The organism is Streptomyces sp. NBC_01294 (assembly GCF_035917235.1).
GTDB classification, from domain to species: Bacteria; Actinomycetota; Actinomycetes; order Streptomycetales; family Streptomycetaceae; genus Streptomyces; species Streptomyces caledonius.
Genome location: NZ_CP108423.1, coordinates 2,027,250 through 2,043,852, shown reverse-complemented (window position 1 = coordinate 2,043,852; position 16,603 = coordinate 2,027,250). Strand labels below are relative to the sequence as shown.

General features: G+C 73.6%; 11 protein-coding genes. 2 read left to right on the top strand and 9 right to left on the bottom strand.

Annotated elements, in window-relative coordinates; all coding sequences use genetic code 11:
- Positions 1-3: 3 nt before the first annotated feature.
- The 8 genes from OG534_RS09055 to OG534_RS09020 form a co-directional block, all read right to left on the bottom strand.
- Positions 4-162 (bottom strand): DUF6760 family protein, encoded by a 159-nt coding sequence (locus OG534_RS09055; RefSeq protein WP_326587574.1) that lies wholly within the window; start codon positions 160-162, stop codon positions 4-6.
- Positions 159-656, bottom strand: a complete 498-nt coding sequence (locus OG534_RS09050; RefSeq protein ID WP_326587573.1) for a hypothetical protein — start codon at positions 654-656, stop codon at positions 159-161. Before OG534_RS09050 ends, OG534_RS09055 begins: the two co-directional genes overlap by 4 nt.
- Complete coding sequence (locus OG534_RS09045; protein WP_030388073.1) at positions 653-1,093, bottom strand: phage tail protein; 441 nt, start codon at positions 1,091-1,093, stop codon at positions 653-655. Before OG534_RS09045 ends, OG534_RS09050 begins: the two co-directional genes overlap by 4 nt.
- A 105-nt stretch (positions 1,094-1,198) precedes the next feature.
- Positions 1,199-2,755, bottom strand: a complete 1,557-nt coding sequence (locus OG534_RS09040; RefSeq protein ID WP_326587572.1) for a phage tail sheath family protein — start codon at positions 2,753-2,755, stop codon at positions 1,199-1,201.
- Between the two features lie 171 nt (positions 2,756-2,926).
- Entirely contained in the window at positions 2,927-4,960 is a 2,034-nt protein-coding gene (locus tag OG534_RS09035; protein WP_326593531.1) for an ATP-binding protein, read from the bottom strand.
- Positions 4,961-5,088: 128 nt separating this feature from the next.
- The gene (locus tag OG534_RS09030) at positions 5,089-5,802 is read right to left on the bottom strand and encodes a DUF4255 domain-containing protein (RefSeq protein ID WP_326587571.1); all 714 of its coding nucleotides are present in this window, start codon (positions 5,800-5,802) and stop codon (positions 5,089-5,091) included.
- Positions 5,799-8,921 carry a hypothetical protein gene (locus OG534_RS09025; RefSeq protein ID WP_326587570.1) on the bottom strand — a complete coding sequence of 1,041 codons (3,123 nt, stop codon included), beginning with the start codon at positions 8,919-8,921 and terminating at the stop codon, positions 5,799-5,801. The genes OG534_RS09030 and OG534_RS09025 overlap by 4 nt, the downstream gene beginning before the upstream one ends.
- Before the next feature lie 261 nt (positions 8,922-9,182).
- On the bottom strand, positions 9,183-9,854 hold the full coding sequence (locus OG534_RS09020; RefSeq protein ID WP_326587569.1) for a helix-turn-helix transcriptional regulator: 672 nt from the start codon (positions 9,852-9,854) through the stop codon (positions 9,183-9,185).
- A gap of 224 nt (positions 9,855-10,078) precedes the next feature.
- Here OG534_RS09020 and OG534_RS09015 point away from each other — a divergent pair, with 224 nt between their 5' ends.
- Positions 10,079-11,485 carry a COG1470 family protein gene (locus OG534_RS09015; RefSeq protein WP_326587568.1) on the top strand — a complete coding sequence of 469 codons (1,407 nt, stop codon included), beginning with the start codon at positions 10,079-10,081 and terminating at the stop codon, positions 11,483-11,485.
- Between the two features lie 227 nt (positions 11,486-11,712).
- On the opposite strand, the gene OG534_RS09010 is transcribed toward OG534_RS09015, so the two are convergent.
- On the bottom strand, positions 11,713-13,797 hold the full coding sequence (locus OG534_RS09010; RefSeq protein ID WP_442807049.1) for an eCIS core domain-containing protein: 2,085 nt from the start codon (positions 13,795-13,797) through the stop codon (positions 11,713-11,715).
- A gap of 221 nt (positions 13,798-14,018) precedes the next feature.
- On the opposite strand from OG534_RS09010, the gene OG534_RS09005 reads away from it, so the two are divergent.
- Entirely contained in the window at positions 14,019-16,577 is a 2,559-nt protein-coding gene (locus OG534_RS09005) for a bifunctional serine/threonine protein kinase/MFS transporter (RefSeq protein ID WP_326587567.1), read from the top strand.
- Positions 16,578-16,603: the final 26 nt, after the last annotated feature.

Below are 16,603 nucleotides of genomic sequence, written 5' to 3'. Positions count from 1 at the left end.
TTCTCAACCGCCTTCGTTCACACGGGTGTTGATGCGAGCGATCTCGCCGACCCACTCCTGGCGCTCGCCGTGGGTCAGGTCGAGGATCTCGTCGCGTTGCCAGTGGAAGTGGTAGGCGATGTACGCGATCTCCTCCCTGAGCCGGGGGAGGGCGTACGTCACGATTCCCCCAGGCGCCCACCGGAGAGGTCGACCTCGAAGCCGCCTTCGCAGTGCGGGCAGGTGACCGCCGCGCGGGTGTGTCCCTCGCTGTTGACGCGCCGGTAGAAGTCCTGGAGGAACGCGACGTCGGTCGCGTACATCCGCTCCACGATCCCGGCGTGCACGTCGGTGATGGTGCCGAGCCGGGTGATCACCTGGCTGAGCAGCACCACGCTCAGGTATGCCGGGTTCTCCTTGACTCGCAGATCGATCTGCGGGCGCAGCTCGTCACGAGCCGTGGCCAGGCGCATCGAGCCGTGCCGGTGCACGGTGCCCGCTTCGTCCACGTATCCGCGCGGCAGCTCGAACTCGAACTCGGTGCGCAGCCCGTGGTCCTCGCGAGGGGCCGGAGCGGCGGCGGCCGGGGGTACCGCCGCCTGCTCCGGGGTCTGGGTAGGCGCCGTGACCTGGAGGATCTCCTCCAGGTTGCCGGCCGTCACCGTACGACGCCTCATTCGACGATGATCTCCTCGAACACGATGGTCACGGACTCGGTGGCCGCGGCGGACTCGCCGGCCTTCAGGGAGGGGCCCTCCCACTTGGAGGCCCAGCCCTGCATCAGCTGGATGCGGCGGACGGTCGCGCCCGTGGAGTCCTTGATCTCGATGGTGAGGTTCTGCCGAGCGGTGTCGACGGCACCGTTGTTCAGGGTCTCCTTGATCCACTTGGTGAACTCGCTGCTCTTGTCGAGTCCCCGGGTGATCGTGACCTCGCCCGCCTGGCGGGCGCCGGGCTGCTTGCGGATGATCTGCTTGCCCTCCGCGCTGACCTGGCGGACCTCGACGACCTCCTCCTCGACGGTCAGGCCGCTGATCTCCTGGATCGATTCGACCAGGTAACCACCGAGCTGCACGCCGAAGATATGGGTGGAAAGAGCATCGCCCTCTGCCATGACTGTCCTTCACCTTTCCTTGCTGTTCCGGCTGTTACGGCTGTTCCGACTGTTCGGGCCGTTCGGGCCGTTCGGCCGTTCACGCGGTTGGGGCTGCCGCGGCTGTCACTCGTCGACGAGGCTGGTGCTGTCGGAGAACTGGGCCAGGCGGAACACCACGAACTCGGCGGGCTTGACCGGCGACACACCGATCTCGCAGACCACGCGGCCCTGGTCGATCGACTCCTGCGGGTTGTTGTCCCGGTCGCACTTGACGTAGAACGCCTCCGCGGCCGTGCGGCCGAACAGCGCGCCACGACGCCACTCCTCGGTCAGGAACGCGGTGACGTTGCGCCGGATGCTCGACCAGAGCCGGTCGTCGTTCGGCTCGAAGACCACCCACTGGGTGCCCAGGAGGATGGACTCCTCCAGGTAGTTGAAGAGGCGGCGCACGTTCAGGTAGCGCCAGGCCGGGTCGGAGGAGAGGGTGCGGGCGCCCCAGATCCGGATGCCCCGGCCGGGGAAGGCCCGTACGCAGTTCACGCCGATCGGGTTGAGCAGGTCCTGCTCGCCCTTGCTCAGGCGCAGTTCCAGGTCCACCGCGCCGCGGATCACCTCGTTGGCGGGCGCCTTGTGCACACCGCGCTCGGCGTCGCTGCGTGCCCACACGCCGGCGATGTGGCCGCTCGGCGGGACGGTCGTGTTGTGCCCGGCGGCCGGGTCGAAGACGCGCACCCACGGGTAGTAGAGGGTGGCGTAGCGGGAGTCGTAGCCCGCCTCGTCGTTGCGCCAGGTGCGCACCTGCTGCGCGGAGAGCCCGGGCGGGGTGTCCAGGACGGCCACCCGGTCGCCCATCTGCTCGCAGTGCGAGATCACCGCGAGCTGCACGGTGCGCACGCCTTCGGCGTCGATGTCGCCGCGCTGGTAGGCGCTCATCAGGTCCGGCACCGCGACCATGGTGATCTCGTCGATGGTCTCCAGACCGGCGAAGCCGGTGCGGGCGCTCGCGTCCCCGACGTACTCGGCCGGGTCGAGCCGGGACACGTCGCCGTGGCCGGTCGCGGCGAGCGCGGCCGGGGCGTCGGACAGGGCCACGGTCTGGGCGGCGGGCCGGGTCTGGGCGGCGCCCCGCTGCTCGGTGACCTCGATCAGCTTCGAGGCGCGGGCCTGGGTGACGAGGTAGCCCTTGACGTTCTTGCGGGCGGACACCTCGTAGGTCTCGGCCACCTGCTCGCCCTGGCGGACCAGGACCTTGAAGCGGTCCTCGGGCGGGTTCTCCCCGTCCGCGTCGGCGATCTCCACGGAGACGCCGGTGACGCCCGGCCGGGCCGCGACCAGGAAGCCGCCGAGCTCGGCCGGCTCCGCCGCGCGGACCGGGGGGCGTCCGGCGCCGGAGGCCGGTGCGGAGGCGTCCCGGTCGGACCCGCCGACGCGGACGACGTACGCGGCGCCGCCGCCGTTGGCGAAGTACCCGTAGACCGCGTGGGGCAGGTAGGTGCCCTCGGTGAAGCCGCCGAAGTGCTGGCTGTACTGGTCCCAGCTGGTGACCAGGGTGGGCTCGTGGAACGGTCCGCTCTGGGCGAACCCGACGAACGCGGCGACGGCGGTGCCGACCCCTTCGATCGGGCGAGCACCGGACTGCACCTCCTCCACGTACACGCCCGGGGTGAGGTACGTCGGCATGCTCGCTCCTTCGTGTTACTGATCTTCATTCAGGTCTGTTCACAGCCTTTCCGGCCGGGGTCCCGGACGGCAGGGGCGTTCGGACCTGGCCGGGGGCAAGCGGGCTGCCCTCCTGGTCGCCCCCGCCGGACCTGCCAGGCAGCGCGCCCGACCGGTCCGGCGCCGCGCGGCTCACACGTGCGTGACCTGGCCCACGTACGGCCCGAACTCGCCCTCCAGGAGCAGGCGGCCGAGCTTGCGGTACTCCTGGGCGACCGCCGTGACCACCTGGGGCATCGTCAGCGGCTCGCCCGACGCGGCCGCGAAGTAGGCGGCGGTCACCGCGCAGGCCCGGATCGAGCCCCCGGCCAGTTCGAACCGCTCCGCGCAGAAGCCGAGATCGAGGTCGCCGGCCCGGGGCAGCCGGTCGCCCAGACACCGCTCCCACAGGGCCAGCCGCTGGGCCGCGTCGGGCACCGGGAAGTCCGCGACCACGTCCAGGCGGCGGGTGAACGCCTCGTCGAGGTTGGCCCGCAGGTTGGTGGTCAGGATGGCGATGCCGTCGAAGGACTCCATCCGCTGGAGCAGATAGGCCGACTCCATGTTGGCGTGCTTGTCGTGGGAGTCCTTCACCTCCGAGCGCTTGCCGAAGATCGCGTCGGCCTCGTCGAACAGCAGCACCGCGTTGACGGCCGACGCCTCGGTGAAGATCCGCTCCAGGTTCTTCTCGGTCTCGCCGACGTACTTGTCGACGACCGTGGACAGGTCCACGACGTACAGGTCCATGCCCAGGTCGGCCGCCACCACCTCGGCGGACATCGTCTTGCCGGTACCGGAGGAACCCGCGAACAGCGCGATCACCCCGCGCCCGCGCCCGCCGCCGGGCCGCATGCCCCACTGTCCGAGCACCTGGTCACGGTGGCGGGCGCGCACCGCGAGCTCGCGCAGCCCGCGGAGGGTGGGGGCGGGCAGCACCAGGTCGTCCCAGCCCACCGCGGGCTCCACCCGGCGGGCGAGACGGGCGAGCCCCGCGCCGTTCTGGGCCCGTACGGCGGTGCGCAGGTCCTCGGGGGAGACCGCGCGGCCGTCGAGCGCGGCCGTGCGCACCGCGGCTCCGGCGGCGCGCCGCAGCTGCCCGGCGTCGAGGCGGTGCGCGGACACGGACCGGGCGAGGGCGTCGGCCTCCCCCGTCGCGCCGTGCTCCCCGGCGGCCCGTTCCAGCGCGTGCCGCCAGCGCACGGCCTGCCGGTCGGGGTCGGGGGCCGCCACGGTCAGGGCGACGGGGGTGTCGGCCGCCCAGGCGGGTTCCCAGCCGCCCGCCCCGTACGTGAACAGGGGGATGCCGCGCAGCTCCGTGCACAGCGTGCGCAGGAGGCGGGCCCGCTCATCGGGCTTGTCGGGGAGTTCCTCCACCGGCCCGAGCAGGACCCCGGCTCCCGTCAGACGGGCCTCGCGGGCGGCGGCGCGGGCGAGTTCGGGCACCGTACGGGCGTGGTGGGCCAGGGCCGAGGCGTCCAGGGCCAGGGGGCTCAGCCCACACGCGCGCAGCGCGGCGGCGGCCAGGCCGACGGGATCGCCGCCGCGGGTCCGCAGGTGGACGTGGCCGGTTCCGCTGCCGGCCGCGGCGACGGCCCGGTGCGACTCGGCCGGGTCGACGGCCGGGTCGTCGGTGGCCTCGCCGAGTACGCCGGCCAGCCGCGGGTCGGGCGAGGTGTCGCCGAGCAGGTGGGCGGTGACCCGGTCGGGGACGACCAGCACCCGGGACAGGGGCGGCCGTTCGGGCTCGGTCACCTCCAGCAGACCGCCCGCGACGAGCGGCGCGGCGGGGGAGAGCCGGAACCGCGCGGCCGCGGCGCCGGTGCGGCCGCACAGTTCGAGGGCGAGGCCGACGGTGGGCCGACGGCGGGTCAGGTCGTCGTTGAGATAGCCGTAGAGCTGCTCGAAGCGGGCGTCCAGGTCCGGGGCCAGGGCGACCAGGAGCAGGTCCAGGTCGAGCGGCGCCAGCGCGAAGCGCGTGGCGAGGACGTCGAGCGGCGAGCCGGGCGGCGGGTCGGCCGGTGCGCGTTCGGGCGGGCCGGGGTCGTGCCGTGCGTCCAGGATGCGGGCGGCCGCGTCGGGGGTGAGGTACTGGCCCCGGTAGGGGTCGTCCGGGTCGGGGTCGACGGCACGCCGGAGCGCCACGGCCCGGCGCACCCGCTCCTCGACGATCCGGAGCCGTTGCCACAGGTACGGGGTCGTGTCGGCCGGGGCCGGGGCCGGGGCCGGTGACGGTGACGGTGACGGTGACGGTGACGGTGACGGTGACGGCACCTTGGCTTGTACCGGTGCCGTGGGCGCCGGCTCGAGGGTGTGCGTCACGGCTGCCGTTCCCCCCGCCGGCGGCGCGCGGGAACCCGCGGCCGCTCCCGGGAACCGCCGAAGCCCTCCGGTCCCGGCTCGCCGGGCTCGTCCAGCTCGACGTAGCGCAGCCGGCGCGCGTCCTCGGCCCCGTACGGTTCGGCCTGCGGCACGGACCGTACGACGACCCCCTCGGTGACCGGCGCGGCGGCGACCCTGCTGATGCCTGCCAGCGGTGCCTTCACGCGCAGCCCCAGGGACGGCTTCAGTTCGCCGCCCAGCGCCGACCACACGTCGGAGGCGGCCGGTGCGTCCATCCCGGTGCCCCCCGCGTCCACGTCCACGAGCAGGCCCAGGTCGGCGAGCGTGCCGCCGAGCAGGCGCGGCGGCAGCGTGTCGGTGGACACGAGGCAGGCCAGCACCTGGGAGAGCAGCCGGTGTTCGTCCTGTGGCCGGCTCGCCCACGCGGTGACCAGGTACGTCAGATCGAACCAGCGGGGCGGGGTGCGGCGCGCGACGACGAACCCGTCCGCGTCGTACACCTCGCCGGCGCCGCTGCCGCGCCGGGTGTGGTCCTCGCGGATGTCGTACAGGAACACGCAGACCGTGGGCGCGCTGCGGCGGGCCGCCCAGTCACGCGTCGGCGCGTCGAAGACCACCTCGACGCCCGACGCCTCCAGGCCGGACTCCGCCAGCAGCCGGCGCAGCCCCTCGTCGACTTCGTGGATCACCGGCGGGTCACCTCGTCCGGCGGCTGCACCGTGCCGCTGACCACGAGGAAGTCGGTCTGCACCGGGGAGAATCCGGGGCCGCTCGCGGTGATGACACGGGGGCCGGTCTGGTCCTTGGCGAGGATCAGCAGCTGGCCGATGAACGTGCCGTCGGGCCCCGGGACGGTCGGCGCCGCGGCTGCCGTGATGCCCGGCTTCCACACGAACCGCACAGGCGCGCCGGGCGGGAAGTCCTCGCCGCGCACCGAGGTGACGAAGCCGGGCTTGCCGATCGGCGGCACGGCGACGATGCGCGGCTGGAGGATGCGCAGCTGCTGCTCGGCGGTGTTGTCGCCGGGGTCGGCGTCGGTGCCGGTCGTGGTGAGGTTGCCGGTCACCCGGCCGGTGAGCGCCTTGTCGGGGGTGAGGACGACCTGGAGGACGGTCCGGGCGCCCGGCGTCAGGTCCGGCAGCGCGCACACCCAGCTCTGGTCGCAGCCCGGCGGCGGCCCGTCGTGGGGTACGCCCGCGGGCAGGCCGATGCGCAGCCGCAGGCCGGTGGCCAGGGCGTTTTGGCCGTTGCGGACGGTGTACGTGACGACGACGCGGCCGCCCACGTAGCCGGGGTTGGGCTGCGCGGTGACGCGCACGCCGGGGCCGGCCGGCGGCGCGGGCGGCTCCGGCTGCGGCTGCGGCGTGGGCGTCGGGGCCGGCGCGGTCGGCGTCGGCGGCTTCGGCGTCGGCGGGTTCGGGGTGGGCGGGTTCGGCGTCGGGGGCACGGGTGCCTCGCGCACCGGCACCACGGTCCGGTCGGCGTTGTCGCTGGGGCGGGGGTCGAGGACGGTGCCGGTGACCGACCACTCCACGGGCTGGTCGCCGGGGGTGACGCCGGTGAGGGTGACGGTCACCGGCACGGCGGTGCCGGGGCGCACCACGCCCAGGGCGCAGGTCAGCGCCGCCGCGTCACAGGTGGCGCCGGGCGCGGTGAGCGCGGTGACGCGCACGCCGGCCGGGGGCGCCACGGTCAGCCGGGTACCGGGCGAGGCCGCCGGGCCGTGGTTGACGACGTCGACCCGGACGGTGGCGGAGCCGCCGACGGTGAGCGGCGCGGCCTTGTCCGGTGCCTGGACCGCGAGGTCCACGGACTGCTGCACGCTGGGTTCCTTCTGACGGCCCGGCAGGCCGGTGACGAGCAGGTTGTGGGCGCCGGAGGCCACGTCCACCAGCTTCAGCTTCTCCGGGCTGTTGGGGGCGCGGGAGCCGCGGGCGCTGAGCACCAGGCTCTTGCCGTCGGCGGTCCAGGCGGCGTCGCGGGGCTGGAACGGTCCCTTGTCCGTGGGTTCGGGCAGCTCCCGGCCGCAGGCGCCCGGCACGTCGCGGGCGGCGTCGGGCAGCAGGACCCGGCAGGAGCCGGAGCCGCCCGCCGCGGAGGCGAGCAGGATGCCGCTGCGCTCGTCGACGCGGCCTCCGCCGTTCTTGCGGTTGAAGGCGATGGTGGCGCCGTCCGGTGAGAAGGCCGGGCTGTCGTCGATGACTTCGCACGCACCGAAACAGACGGTGGCGCTCAGGTCGCGCTGCCGGTCCAGGCGGTCCACGGGCACGGTCCAGATGTGCTTGTTGCCGCCGTGGCCGTTGATCACGAGGTTGCGGGTGAAGGCCAGGGTCGTGCCGTCGGAGGACCAGGTGGGCTGGGCGTCGCCGCCCCGGGCCTGGCCCGCCGGCGGGGTGATCTCACCGCGGATCGCACCGGTGGCGGCGTCCGCGATCAGGATGCGCGCGGGGCCGGCGGCGGCGCCGACGCCGCCGGGCGAGGTCCGGGTGAAGGCCAGGGACCTGCCGTCGGGGGAGAACGTCGGGTCGGTGTCCCAGTCCTTGGGGCCGCGTCCCGCGAGCGGCAGGGGCTCCGCACGGGAGCCGTCGGCGTCCGCGATCCAGATCCGTTCGATCCGGCCGTCGGGTGTGTCCTCGAAGCGGGTCAGCACGATCCTGCGCCCGTCGGGCGTGTAGTTCTGCCGCTCGGTCCACGGGTCGGACCCGGGGGCGGGCTGGAACAGCGGGTCCTTGGCCGGGTCGGTGTTGGTGTCGGCCGCCGGGTCCTCCTTGAGGATGGTCAGGCCGAGGTCGCGGGGGTCGGAGCCGTCCATCCGGGCGTCCTGCAGGGTCACCACGTGCGGCCCGGCCGCGGAGGTCCGCTCGACCACGGCGCCGCCGCCGTTCAGCGGACCGAGCCAGGTGGGCGAGCCGACCTCGCGGTCCTCGCTGAGCACCAGCTGGGGCGTGTCCGCCGAGTGCGCGGGCACCCGGAAGACGTGGTCCCAGTCGCCCTTGCAGTCACAGGTGCGGTCCGGGCTGAGGAAGAGCAGCCCGTTCCCGTCGGGCAGCCAGGCTGCCCCGTGGGTACGCCAGCCGGCCTGGGCGCCCGCCAGCAGCTGCCCGCCGCGGCGCCCGTCGGTCCACCGCAGGCGGGGCCCGGCGGGTCCGGTGGCGGTGTAGGCGATCAGGTCCCGGTTCGCCGCGTCGTCCACCGGGTTCCACACCGGCTCGGTGGCCGTGCCGCCCGCCGGGTCGGTGACGCGGGTGGCGGCGCCGCCCCGCAGGGGACGTACGTGGACCTGTCGTCCGGCGGCCCGGTCCTCGTCGCTGGAGTACGCCAGACGTCCGCCGTCCGGCGAGACCGTGGGGTGCTCCTCGTTCGCGGGAGTGTCGGTCAGCCGGGTGAGGCCGGTGCCGTCGGTGCGCACCAGCCACAGGTCGCGCTGCGTTCCGCCGGACCCGGCGGGCGGCGCCGAGTCGAAGACGACCGCCCGGCCGTCCGGGGTCAGCCGGGGGTGCGCCACGTCCAGGCCGCTGGTCAGGCGGCGTACCGAGCCGTCCGCGGACCGCAGGTAGACCTGCGGGTTCCGCTCGTCGCGGCGGCTGGCGAAGACCAGCCGGTCGCCCAGTGCGGAGGGCTGGAGGTCCTGGTGGGCCGGGCCCTCGCCGAACAGGGGAGTGCTGGACGTGCCGCTCGCCACCCGGCCCAGGCTGCGGTGGCGCGTACCGGCGTACGCGACGCGGCTGTCACCGGCGTCGGCCGCGACGGTTCGCGCCCCGGCGTCGCCGGGGCCGCTGGCCGCCGTCACCGCGAGCAGGGGGATCATCAGCAGCAGCGACGCGCCGACTCTCCCCCATCGGGGTCGCCGACCGCCGGATCCACCCGTGCCCATCAGGGTCCACCTCACCGTCCGGTGCAGCATCTACGTATGACCCCGTCACCCTGCGGCCCGCCCGTGCGGACCGGGAGGGCCGCGGGGCCGGACCCGGGGGAAGCACCCGGTGCGCTTTCGGGCAGTGGCGGGTCCCGGCGGCCCGCCCGCGCGGGGCGCCGGGGCCGGAGCGTGGGCGCCGGGAGCACTCCACGGTCAGATCAGTCCGTTGCGCAGGGCGTAGCCGACCGCGTGCGTGCGATTGCGCAGTTGCAGCCGGGTGATGACCTCGTGCAGCACGTTCTTGACGGTCCGTTCGGAGTACGAGGTCTTGCGCGCGATCTCCGCGGTGTCCAGTCCTTCCGACACCAGGCGCAGCATGTCCGCCTCGCGCGGGGTCAGCGTGGACAGGGACACCGCGCGCGGGTCGAGCGCCGACCGCTGCAGGCTGCCGACGTGGTCGAGGAGCTTCGCGAGCAGGTCACCGGGCAGTACGCCCTCGCCGTTCGCTATCGCCAGGACCAGCCGCAGGAGCCGGTCCTGGTCCGCCTCGGTGCGCCGCAGCACCGCGGTGACCCCGCATTCGATGGCGCGCTGGAGCGCGTCCCCGGATTCGAACGTGCCGACCACGAGCCCGGTGCGCGTGTCGGAGTTGTGCCGCAGCCGGTACAGCAGGGCGGCCGTCTCGTCGTCCACGCTGTCCACGGTCACGAGCGACACCTGCGCGTCGTCGGCCCGGGCGTGGTCGACGAGCACGATCTCCGGTCGCTGGCGCAGCTGGTGGACGACCCCGACGCGCAGGATCGGGTCCGACGCGTACACGGCCACGGTGACCCGTTGGCCGGCGCCGAATGAAGGGGCGGGTCCGTTGCTGTCAGGCTGGGGCATGTGGGGTACCTGTTCCGTGATGCGTGGTCGTGGTGCAGAGGTCGGGATGCGTGGGTCGGGATGCGTGGGCCGGATGTGTGTGGCGTGTGTGGAAGGAGAGGCGGAATGAGCAACAGATGGTTCATTGCGTGGAGTTGAGGACAGCCCGCGGGGGCATCGGGGCTGCCCGGGGCGTTGCCCTCGCGCCCGTGGAAGTGGCCGCGGCGTCGCCCTAGCGTCGCGGTGTGATATCCCCAGCAGCCTCTTCCAGCCCTGGCGCGCCCGCCCTCGACATCCCGCCGGTGTCGGTGACGCCGGGTGGTACCGCATCCACCAGCCTGACCGTCCGCAACGACAGCGACATCGTCGAGGCGTACCGCCTGGAGGTCGTCGGCGACTGCGCTGCGTGGACCACGGTGGAACCCGAGCGCGTCTCCCTCTACCCCGGCACCTCGGAAACGGTGACGATCCGCCTGGCCCCGCCGCGTTCGTCGCAGGTGCGGGCGGGCGACGCGCCGCTCGCCGTGCGCGTGCTGCCCACCGAGCACCCCGAGTCCGTGCGGGTCCCCGAGACCACCGTGCACGTCGAGGAGTTCCGGGAACTGCGCGTAGAGAGCGCTCCCAAACGCCGCCGCGGCTGGCTGCGAGGGCGCTATCGACTGGCCGTGCGCAACGAGGGCAACTCCCCCGTACGGCTCGGTTTCACGCCCGCTCAGCCGGGTGAGGAGCTGAAGTTCGACTTCCGCCCCGCGGAGCTGAAGCTGGAGCCGGGTGAGTCGGCGGAGGTGGTGCTGCGGGTCCGCACCGGCCGGCCGGTGTGGTTCGGAACCCCGGTGACCTGGCCGTTCGCCGTCGAGGTGGTCGACGTCGGCGCCGGCGACGGCGACGGCGACACCGACGCTGACGGTGACAGCGAGGGCGGCACGGAGCGGTCGGAGCGGTCGGAGCGACCTGAGCCGGACCCCGTACGCGCCCCGCTGGAGCTGGAGTTCGTCCAGATCCCGATCTTCCCGACGTGGCTGCTCGCGGTCCTGGCCGCACTGCTCGCGCTGCTGCTCGCCTGGTTCATGCTGGTGCGCCCGGCCGTGCGCAGCACGGCCAAGGAGGCCGCCGACCAGGCGGTCCAGAACAGGCCGACGCCCGGTGCGGACGCGAACGGGCAGAACCCGGGGGCCGCCGGCAACGCCAACCAGCCGGGCGGCGGAGGCAAGAACCCCCAGCCCGGGACGGGCGGGGGCGGTGCGGGAGCCGGAGCCGGTGCGGGAGCCGGGGCCGGATCCGGCGGGGGCGTCGCAGGACAGCAGAGCTCGGCCACCATCGACCTGCAGACCGGCAGCGGACAGACCAAGACCGGTTCCTACACGGTGCCCGCGGGCAAGGCGTTCGGGATCACGGACATCGTCGTCGCCAACTTCCAGGGCGACGAAGGGGTGGTGACCATCAGCTTCGGCGACCGTAAGATCACGACGATCGCGCTGGAGACGTTCCGCAACCAGGACTACCACTGGGTCACCCCCATCAGCATCACCGAGAGCCAGACTGTGACCGTCCAGGTGACCTGTGCGAAGCCGGGCACCCCTGCCACCGGTCGTCAGGCGCAGGAGTGCCACGAGGTGCTCAACGTGAGTGGTGTGCTGAACGACCTCAGGTGACCCGAGCGGGGAAGGTCATCCTCGGTCAGGTCGGGCGCCAGGACAAAGAGCGCCTTCTCCGTTCCGTCCGGAAATCGGCACTCCGGCGACCGCTCGGATGTCCGTTCATCGACCGTACGTTCTTATCCCAGCGGCCCCGGAGCAGTGAACGCGGGGCCGCTGGGCAAGAGTTGACCGAGCCAGAAAGATGGCCGGTTCTCGACTAGGTCGAGGGCTCCGGGCTCCGGTCAGTGCGTGGCAGCCCCCACCTGCTGGCCGGAGGCCAGGACCACCGTGGCGCCACTGAGGTCGACCGTGTTCGGCAGCATGGCCTGCGGCCGCAGCAGGTCCTTGAGGAGGAAACGCATCAGATCGGCGCCGGACATCGCCTTGAGCCTGTCCGCCAGCTGCGGGTTCACCTCCCCGAGACGCTGGATCTCCACGATCGCCCGCTCCACCAGACCCGGCACGATGTCCCGGCCCATCAGGGTGTTGGACCGCAGCCGCTCCGAGTGGACCTGCTCCTGCTCACCGGCGCCGTAGGTCATCGCGCTGTGCGGGTCCGACAGTGCCTGGGTCGTGGCGAACATGATCTGGCCCCGGCGGTCCGGGTCCGTCTCGTTGCCCATCGCCTCCATGACCCTGTCCATGTCCAGCGCGTCGGCTCCCGCCGCCGCCCCGATGTCGAACTTGCGCACGGGCAGGTCGAATCCGGGCGAGAAGGTCTCCTCGCGGGTACCCAGCCGGCTCTGCGTCTGCGCCGGATCCCCGGGCTTCGCCCGCACGGTCGGGTACTCGCGCTGCGCGAAGTCGCTGAGCATCAGCCAGCCCTGGCTCATCAGAGGGGACCTGGCGAGGGGGATCTGGATCCGGGCGGGCTCGTCGCCGCCGAACCGCGTCTCGCGGAACGGGCTGTCCTCCACTTCCAGGAAGAAGAAGACGAAGCCCTCGTTGGCCAGAACGTGCTTGTCGTACGCCTCCGAGTTGTTCGCCGCGTCGGGGTTCGCCTTGATCAGCTCGGTCTTGGACTTCATCTGCCCCTGGGCGAGCATCGTCTCGGCCCGTGACTTGCCGGTGTAGTGGCACAGCACGCTCCGGTCGAGCGCGGTCGACAGCTTGGTCCGGACGTCGGCGACCCAGTTCCGGTCACCCCCGCCCCCGGAGATCTCCTTGGCCATCCCGGCCCGGTTGAGCTCCGAGAGCTCGCGGAAGTAGCTCGCCCCGTGCATCTGGAACGCGGCGGCGCTGTCGGCCCACTGCTCCTGCTGCCACAGCATGCCGTTCTGCGTCATCGCGTCGAACGGCGGCCGCGCCCCGTCGGGGAACTCGTTGTCGCGGACGAGCTGGTCGTTCACCAGCACCAGTTCGTCCTTGATGACCTTGAGCGCCGCCGACAGCCAGGGCTTGACGGCCGCGGCCGCGTCCTCCTCGGCCGGCGCGAACTCCTGCGTGAGGTCCGTCAGCGCCATCATGCAGTGCATGGGGTCGCGGTTGGTGTCGCCGTCGTACGCGGCGATGCCCGCCCGGACCCGCGCCACCAGGTCGTCCGCCGGCGCCGGCATCGTACGGGTCTTCGCGATGAGCCGGCCGAACAGGTTGCCGCCACGCGGCGGGTCGGCCGGCAGCGAGGGGGCGAGATCCTCGGGTCCCTTGCGCTGGACGACGGCCCGCCCGCCCGGTACCGGCGCGTGGGTGCCGTGCTCGTCGCAGGCCGCACGCTGCACGTCGGGCGCGGGGCCGGCCATGACCCGGCTCGCGTTGGCCTCGGCCTCCCGCTCGAAGCGGTCGCCGGGGTCGCTGACCCGCAGCCCGTGGCCCGTGTCCGTGCCCGAGACCGGCCCCTGCCGCTGCTGGATGACATGGGTGAGCTCGTGGGCGAGGGTGTGCTTGTCCTTCCCGCCGTCCGTGACGACCACATGGCTGCCCGAGGTGTACGCACGGGCCCCGATCTCGGTCGCGGACCGCTGCGCGAGGGGATCGGAGTGGACCCGTACGTCGGAGAAGTCGGCGCCGAGCCGGTTCTCCATCTCCTCGCGCAGGGGGGCGTCGAGGGGCCGCCCGGGCGAGCGGAGCACCTGGTGCGCGGACGCCCGCTGGACCGGAGCGTCCTCGTGCCCGTGCCCGTGTCCGTCCTCGTGCCCGTGGCTGGCCCCGTGGCCCGCCGCGAGCATGCGCGTCACCGCCGCGTTGCCGACGGACCGCTGGAGCGCCGGCAGCGTCGCCGCCGCGGGAGCGGCGGGGGCCCGCTCCTCACCGGGACGCGACTGCCGGGACGGGGCGGAGCTCTCCTTGGAGGCATCGGCTGCTGCCTTGTCGCGGGCGGGGATACGCATGGGTGTGCCTCTCGGGGGATACGGCGGGACGTACACCTGCCTACCCCGCCGAACCGGCCTGGCGGCATGCCCGTTCGGACACACCCGGGGGAAGACACGACTGCTCCGGAGGCGGTCCGCCGTGACTGCAGGAGGTGGGGAAGGCGCCGGGGCGGTGGCCTTGGGCTTCCGATTCGACCGATGGGCCCACTGCCGTTGGACAGTTGAAATATCCTCCTCGCGTGGACCAGCTGATCGCCGAAGACCCGCCCCGCATAGGCCCGTACCGTCTGATCGCCCGACTGGGGGCCGGAGGGATGGGTTTGGTCTACCTCGGCCGTTCCGAGGGCGGGCGGACCGTCGCGGTGAAGGTCGTACAGGCCGAGTACGCGGGGAACCCCGATTTCCGCAAGCGCTTCGCCCGCGAAGTGGCCGCTGCGCGGCGGGTGGACGGGAGTTGGACGGCGGCCGTGCTCGATGCGGATCCCGAGGCCGCCGTGCCCTGGGTGGCGACCCGGTACATACCGGGGCCCGACCTGCACGCCGTGGTCGCCAAGGACTTCGGGCCGTTGCCCGAGCACTCGGTCCACACGCTCGCCAACCGCCTCGCACTCGCCCTGCAGGCCGTGCACGAGGCGGGGCTGATCCATCGCGACCTCAAGCCGTCCAACGTCCTCGTCACCGTCGACGGCCCGCGCGTCATCGACTTCGGCATCGCGCGGGCGATGGACAGCCTCGCCGGGGACAGCATGCACACCCGCACCGGCATGCTCATCGGCTCGGCCGGCTTCATGTCGCCGGAGCAGGTCCGCGGCCTTGAACTCACCCCCGCCAGCGACGTCTTCTGCCTGGGTGCCGTCCTCGTCTACGCCGCCACCGGGCGCCTGCTCTTCGGCGCCGGGGACACCGGCCTGAACGCCCACCTCTTCCGCGTCGCCGAGGAGGAGCCGGACCTGACCGGAGTGCCGGAGATCCTGCTCGATCTCGTACGCGCCTGCCTGGACAAGGATCCGGCCAAGAGGCCCACGCCCCGGCAGGTGGCCGCGTTCACGGCGAAGGACCAGGCGGCGGAATGGCTGCCGGGCGCGGTCCTGGCCCAACTGGGCCGCCATGCAGCCCGGTTGCTGGACTACGCGCCCGAGAACCCCACCGAGACCCCCACCGAGACCGAGGCCTCCACCGGGACACCCGCCGCGCAGCCCGACCCCCGTTCTCCGTCCGCCGGGCCCCGGCCGCTGCTCCCGCCGCCCGGGTACGCCCCGACGGCCCCGGCCGCGCACTTCGGCCCCGCGCAGGGCTTCGGACCGCCGCCCGCCCCGCTCCCCGGCGCCTGGTCCGCGGCCCGGCCCCCGGCCCCCGGCCTCCAGGACGCGGAGCCCGCGCACCCCCGACGCTGGTGGGGCCTCGCGGTGATCGCCTTGGCGCAGCTGATGGTGCTGCTCGACGCGACGGCCTTCACCCTGGCCGTCCCGTTCGCCCAGCAGGACCTGGGCCTTCCCGCCGGCGACATGACGCTGATCTTCAACGCCTATCTGCTCACCTTCGGCGGCCTGTTGCTGCTCGGCGGGCACCTCGCCGATCTGCTGGGGCGCAGGACCGCATTGATCATCGGTCTCGTCGGATGCGCGGCGGCCTCGGCGATCGGCGGCTCGGCCGCCAACCCCACCATGCTGGTCTGCGCCCGCGTCCTGCAGGGCGTCTTCGCCGCGCTGCTGACGCCGTCCGCGCTGGCCCTGGTCGCCACCGGCTTCCCCGACCCGAGGGAACGCGGCAAGGCCTTCGCGATCTACGGGGCGATCGCGGCCGGCGGCCCGGCCCTCGGCATGGCCACGGGCGGATGGCTGCTGGAGAGCGCGGCCTGGAGGTGGTGCATGTACGCGGGCCTCCCCCTCGCCGTGATCGCCCTGATCGGCGCGCTCACCCTGCTGCACGACCGGCCGGGCCGCACCGGGGCCCGCCTCGACCTGCCCGCGGTGCTGTTCGGCACCGGCGGATCCCTCGCCCTCACCTACGGCCTCGGCGAGGTCGGGCAGCACGGGTGGACCCCCCGGGACCTCGGCCTGATCACCGTGGGCGTCCTCCTGCTCGGGGCCTTCCTGTGGGGGCAGACCAGGGCGTCGAGCTCGTTCCTGTCCCCGTCCTTCGTCAAGGACCGCAACCGCATCGGCTGCGTCCTCGCCCTGTTCCTGGTCGGCGTCGGCACGGTCACCTCCCTCCCGTCGGTGGATTTCTACGCGCAGAGCGTGCTCGACCTCTCCCCGGCCACCGCCGGGGCGGCGTTCCTGCCCATGGCCGCCGCCGCCGTCGTCTGCGCCCAGGTCTCCGGCCGCCTGCTGCACCTGGTCCCGCCCCGCGTCCTGATCGTGCCGGGCCTGCTGCTCGCGGCTCTCGGGCACCTGCTCCTGTCCTTCCTCGAAGTGGGCGGCGCCTACACGACCCATGTGCTGCCCGGCATGCTCCTCATCGGCTCCGGCATCGGCCTGGCCTTCACGCCGCTCTTCGCCACCGCGACCGCCGCCGCCGCCCCGCAGCTCTCCGGAGGGACCTCGGCGACCGTCACCGCCGGCCAGGAGCTGGGCGGAGCGGTCGGCGGGGCGCTGCTCGGTGCCGTCATCGCGGCCCGCGTCGGCGAGGGGTACCTGCCGTCCGAGTCGATCACCGATGACCTGCTGGGCGGCTACACCGACACCCTCTGGTGGACGGTCGGCGCCACGCTGCTCGCGGCCCTGTCCGCCGGCCTGATGATCACCGCCGGGGCGGCCCGGCGCGACGTACCGGCGGTGCCCACGCCGGCCCGGTGAGCTGACCGCCGACCTGCCCGGCGGGC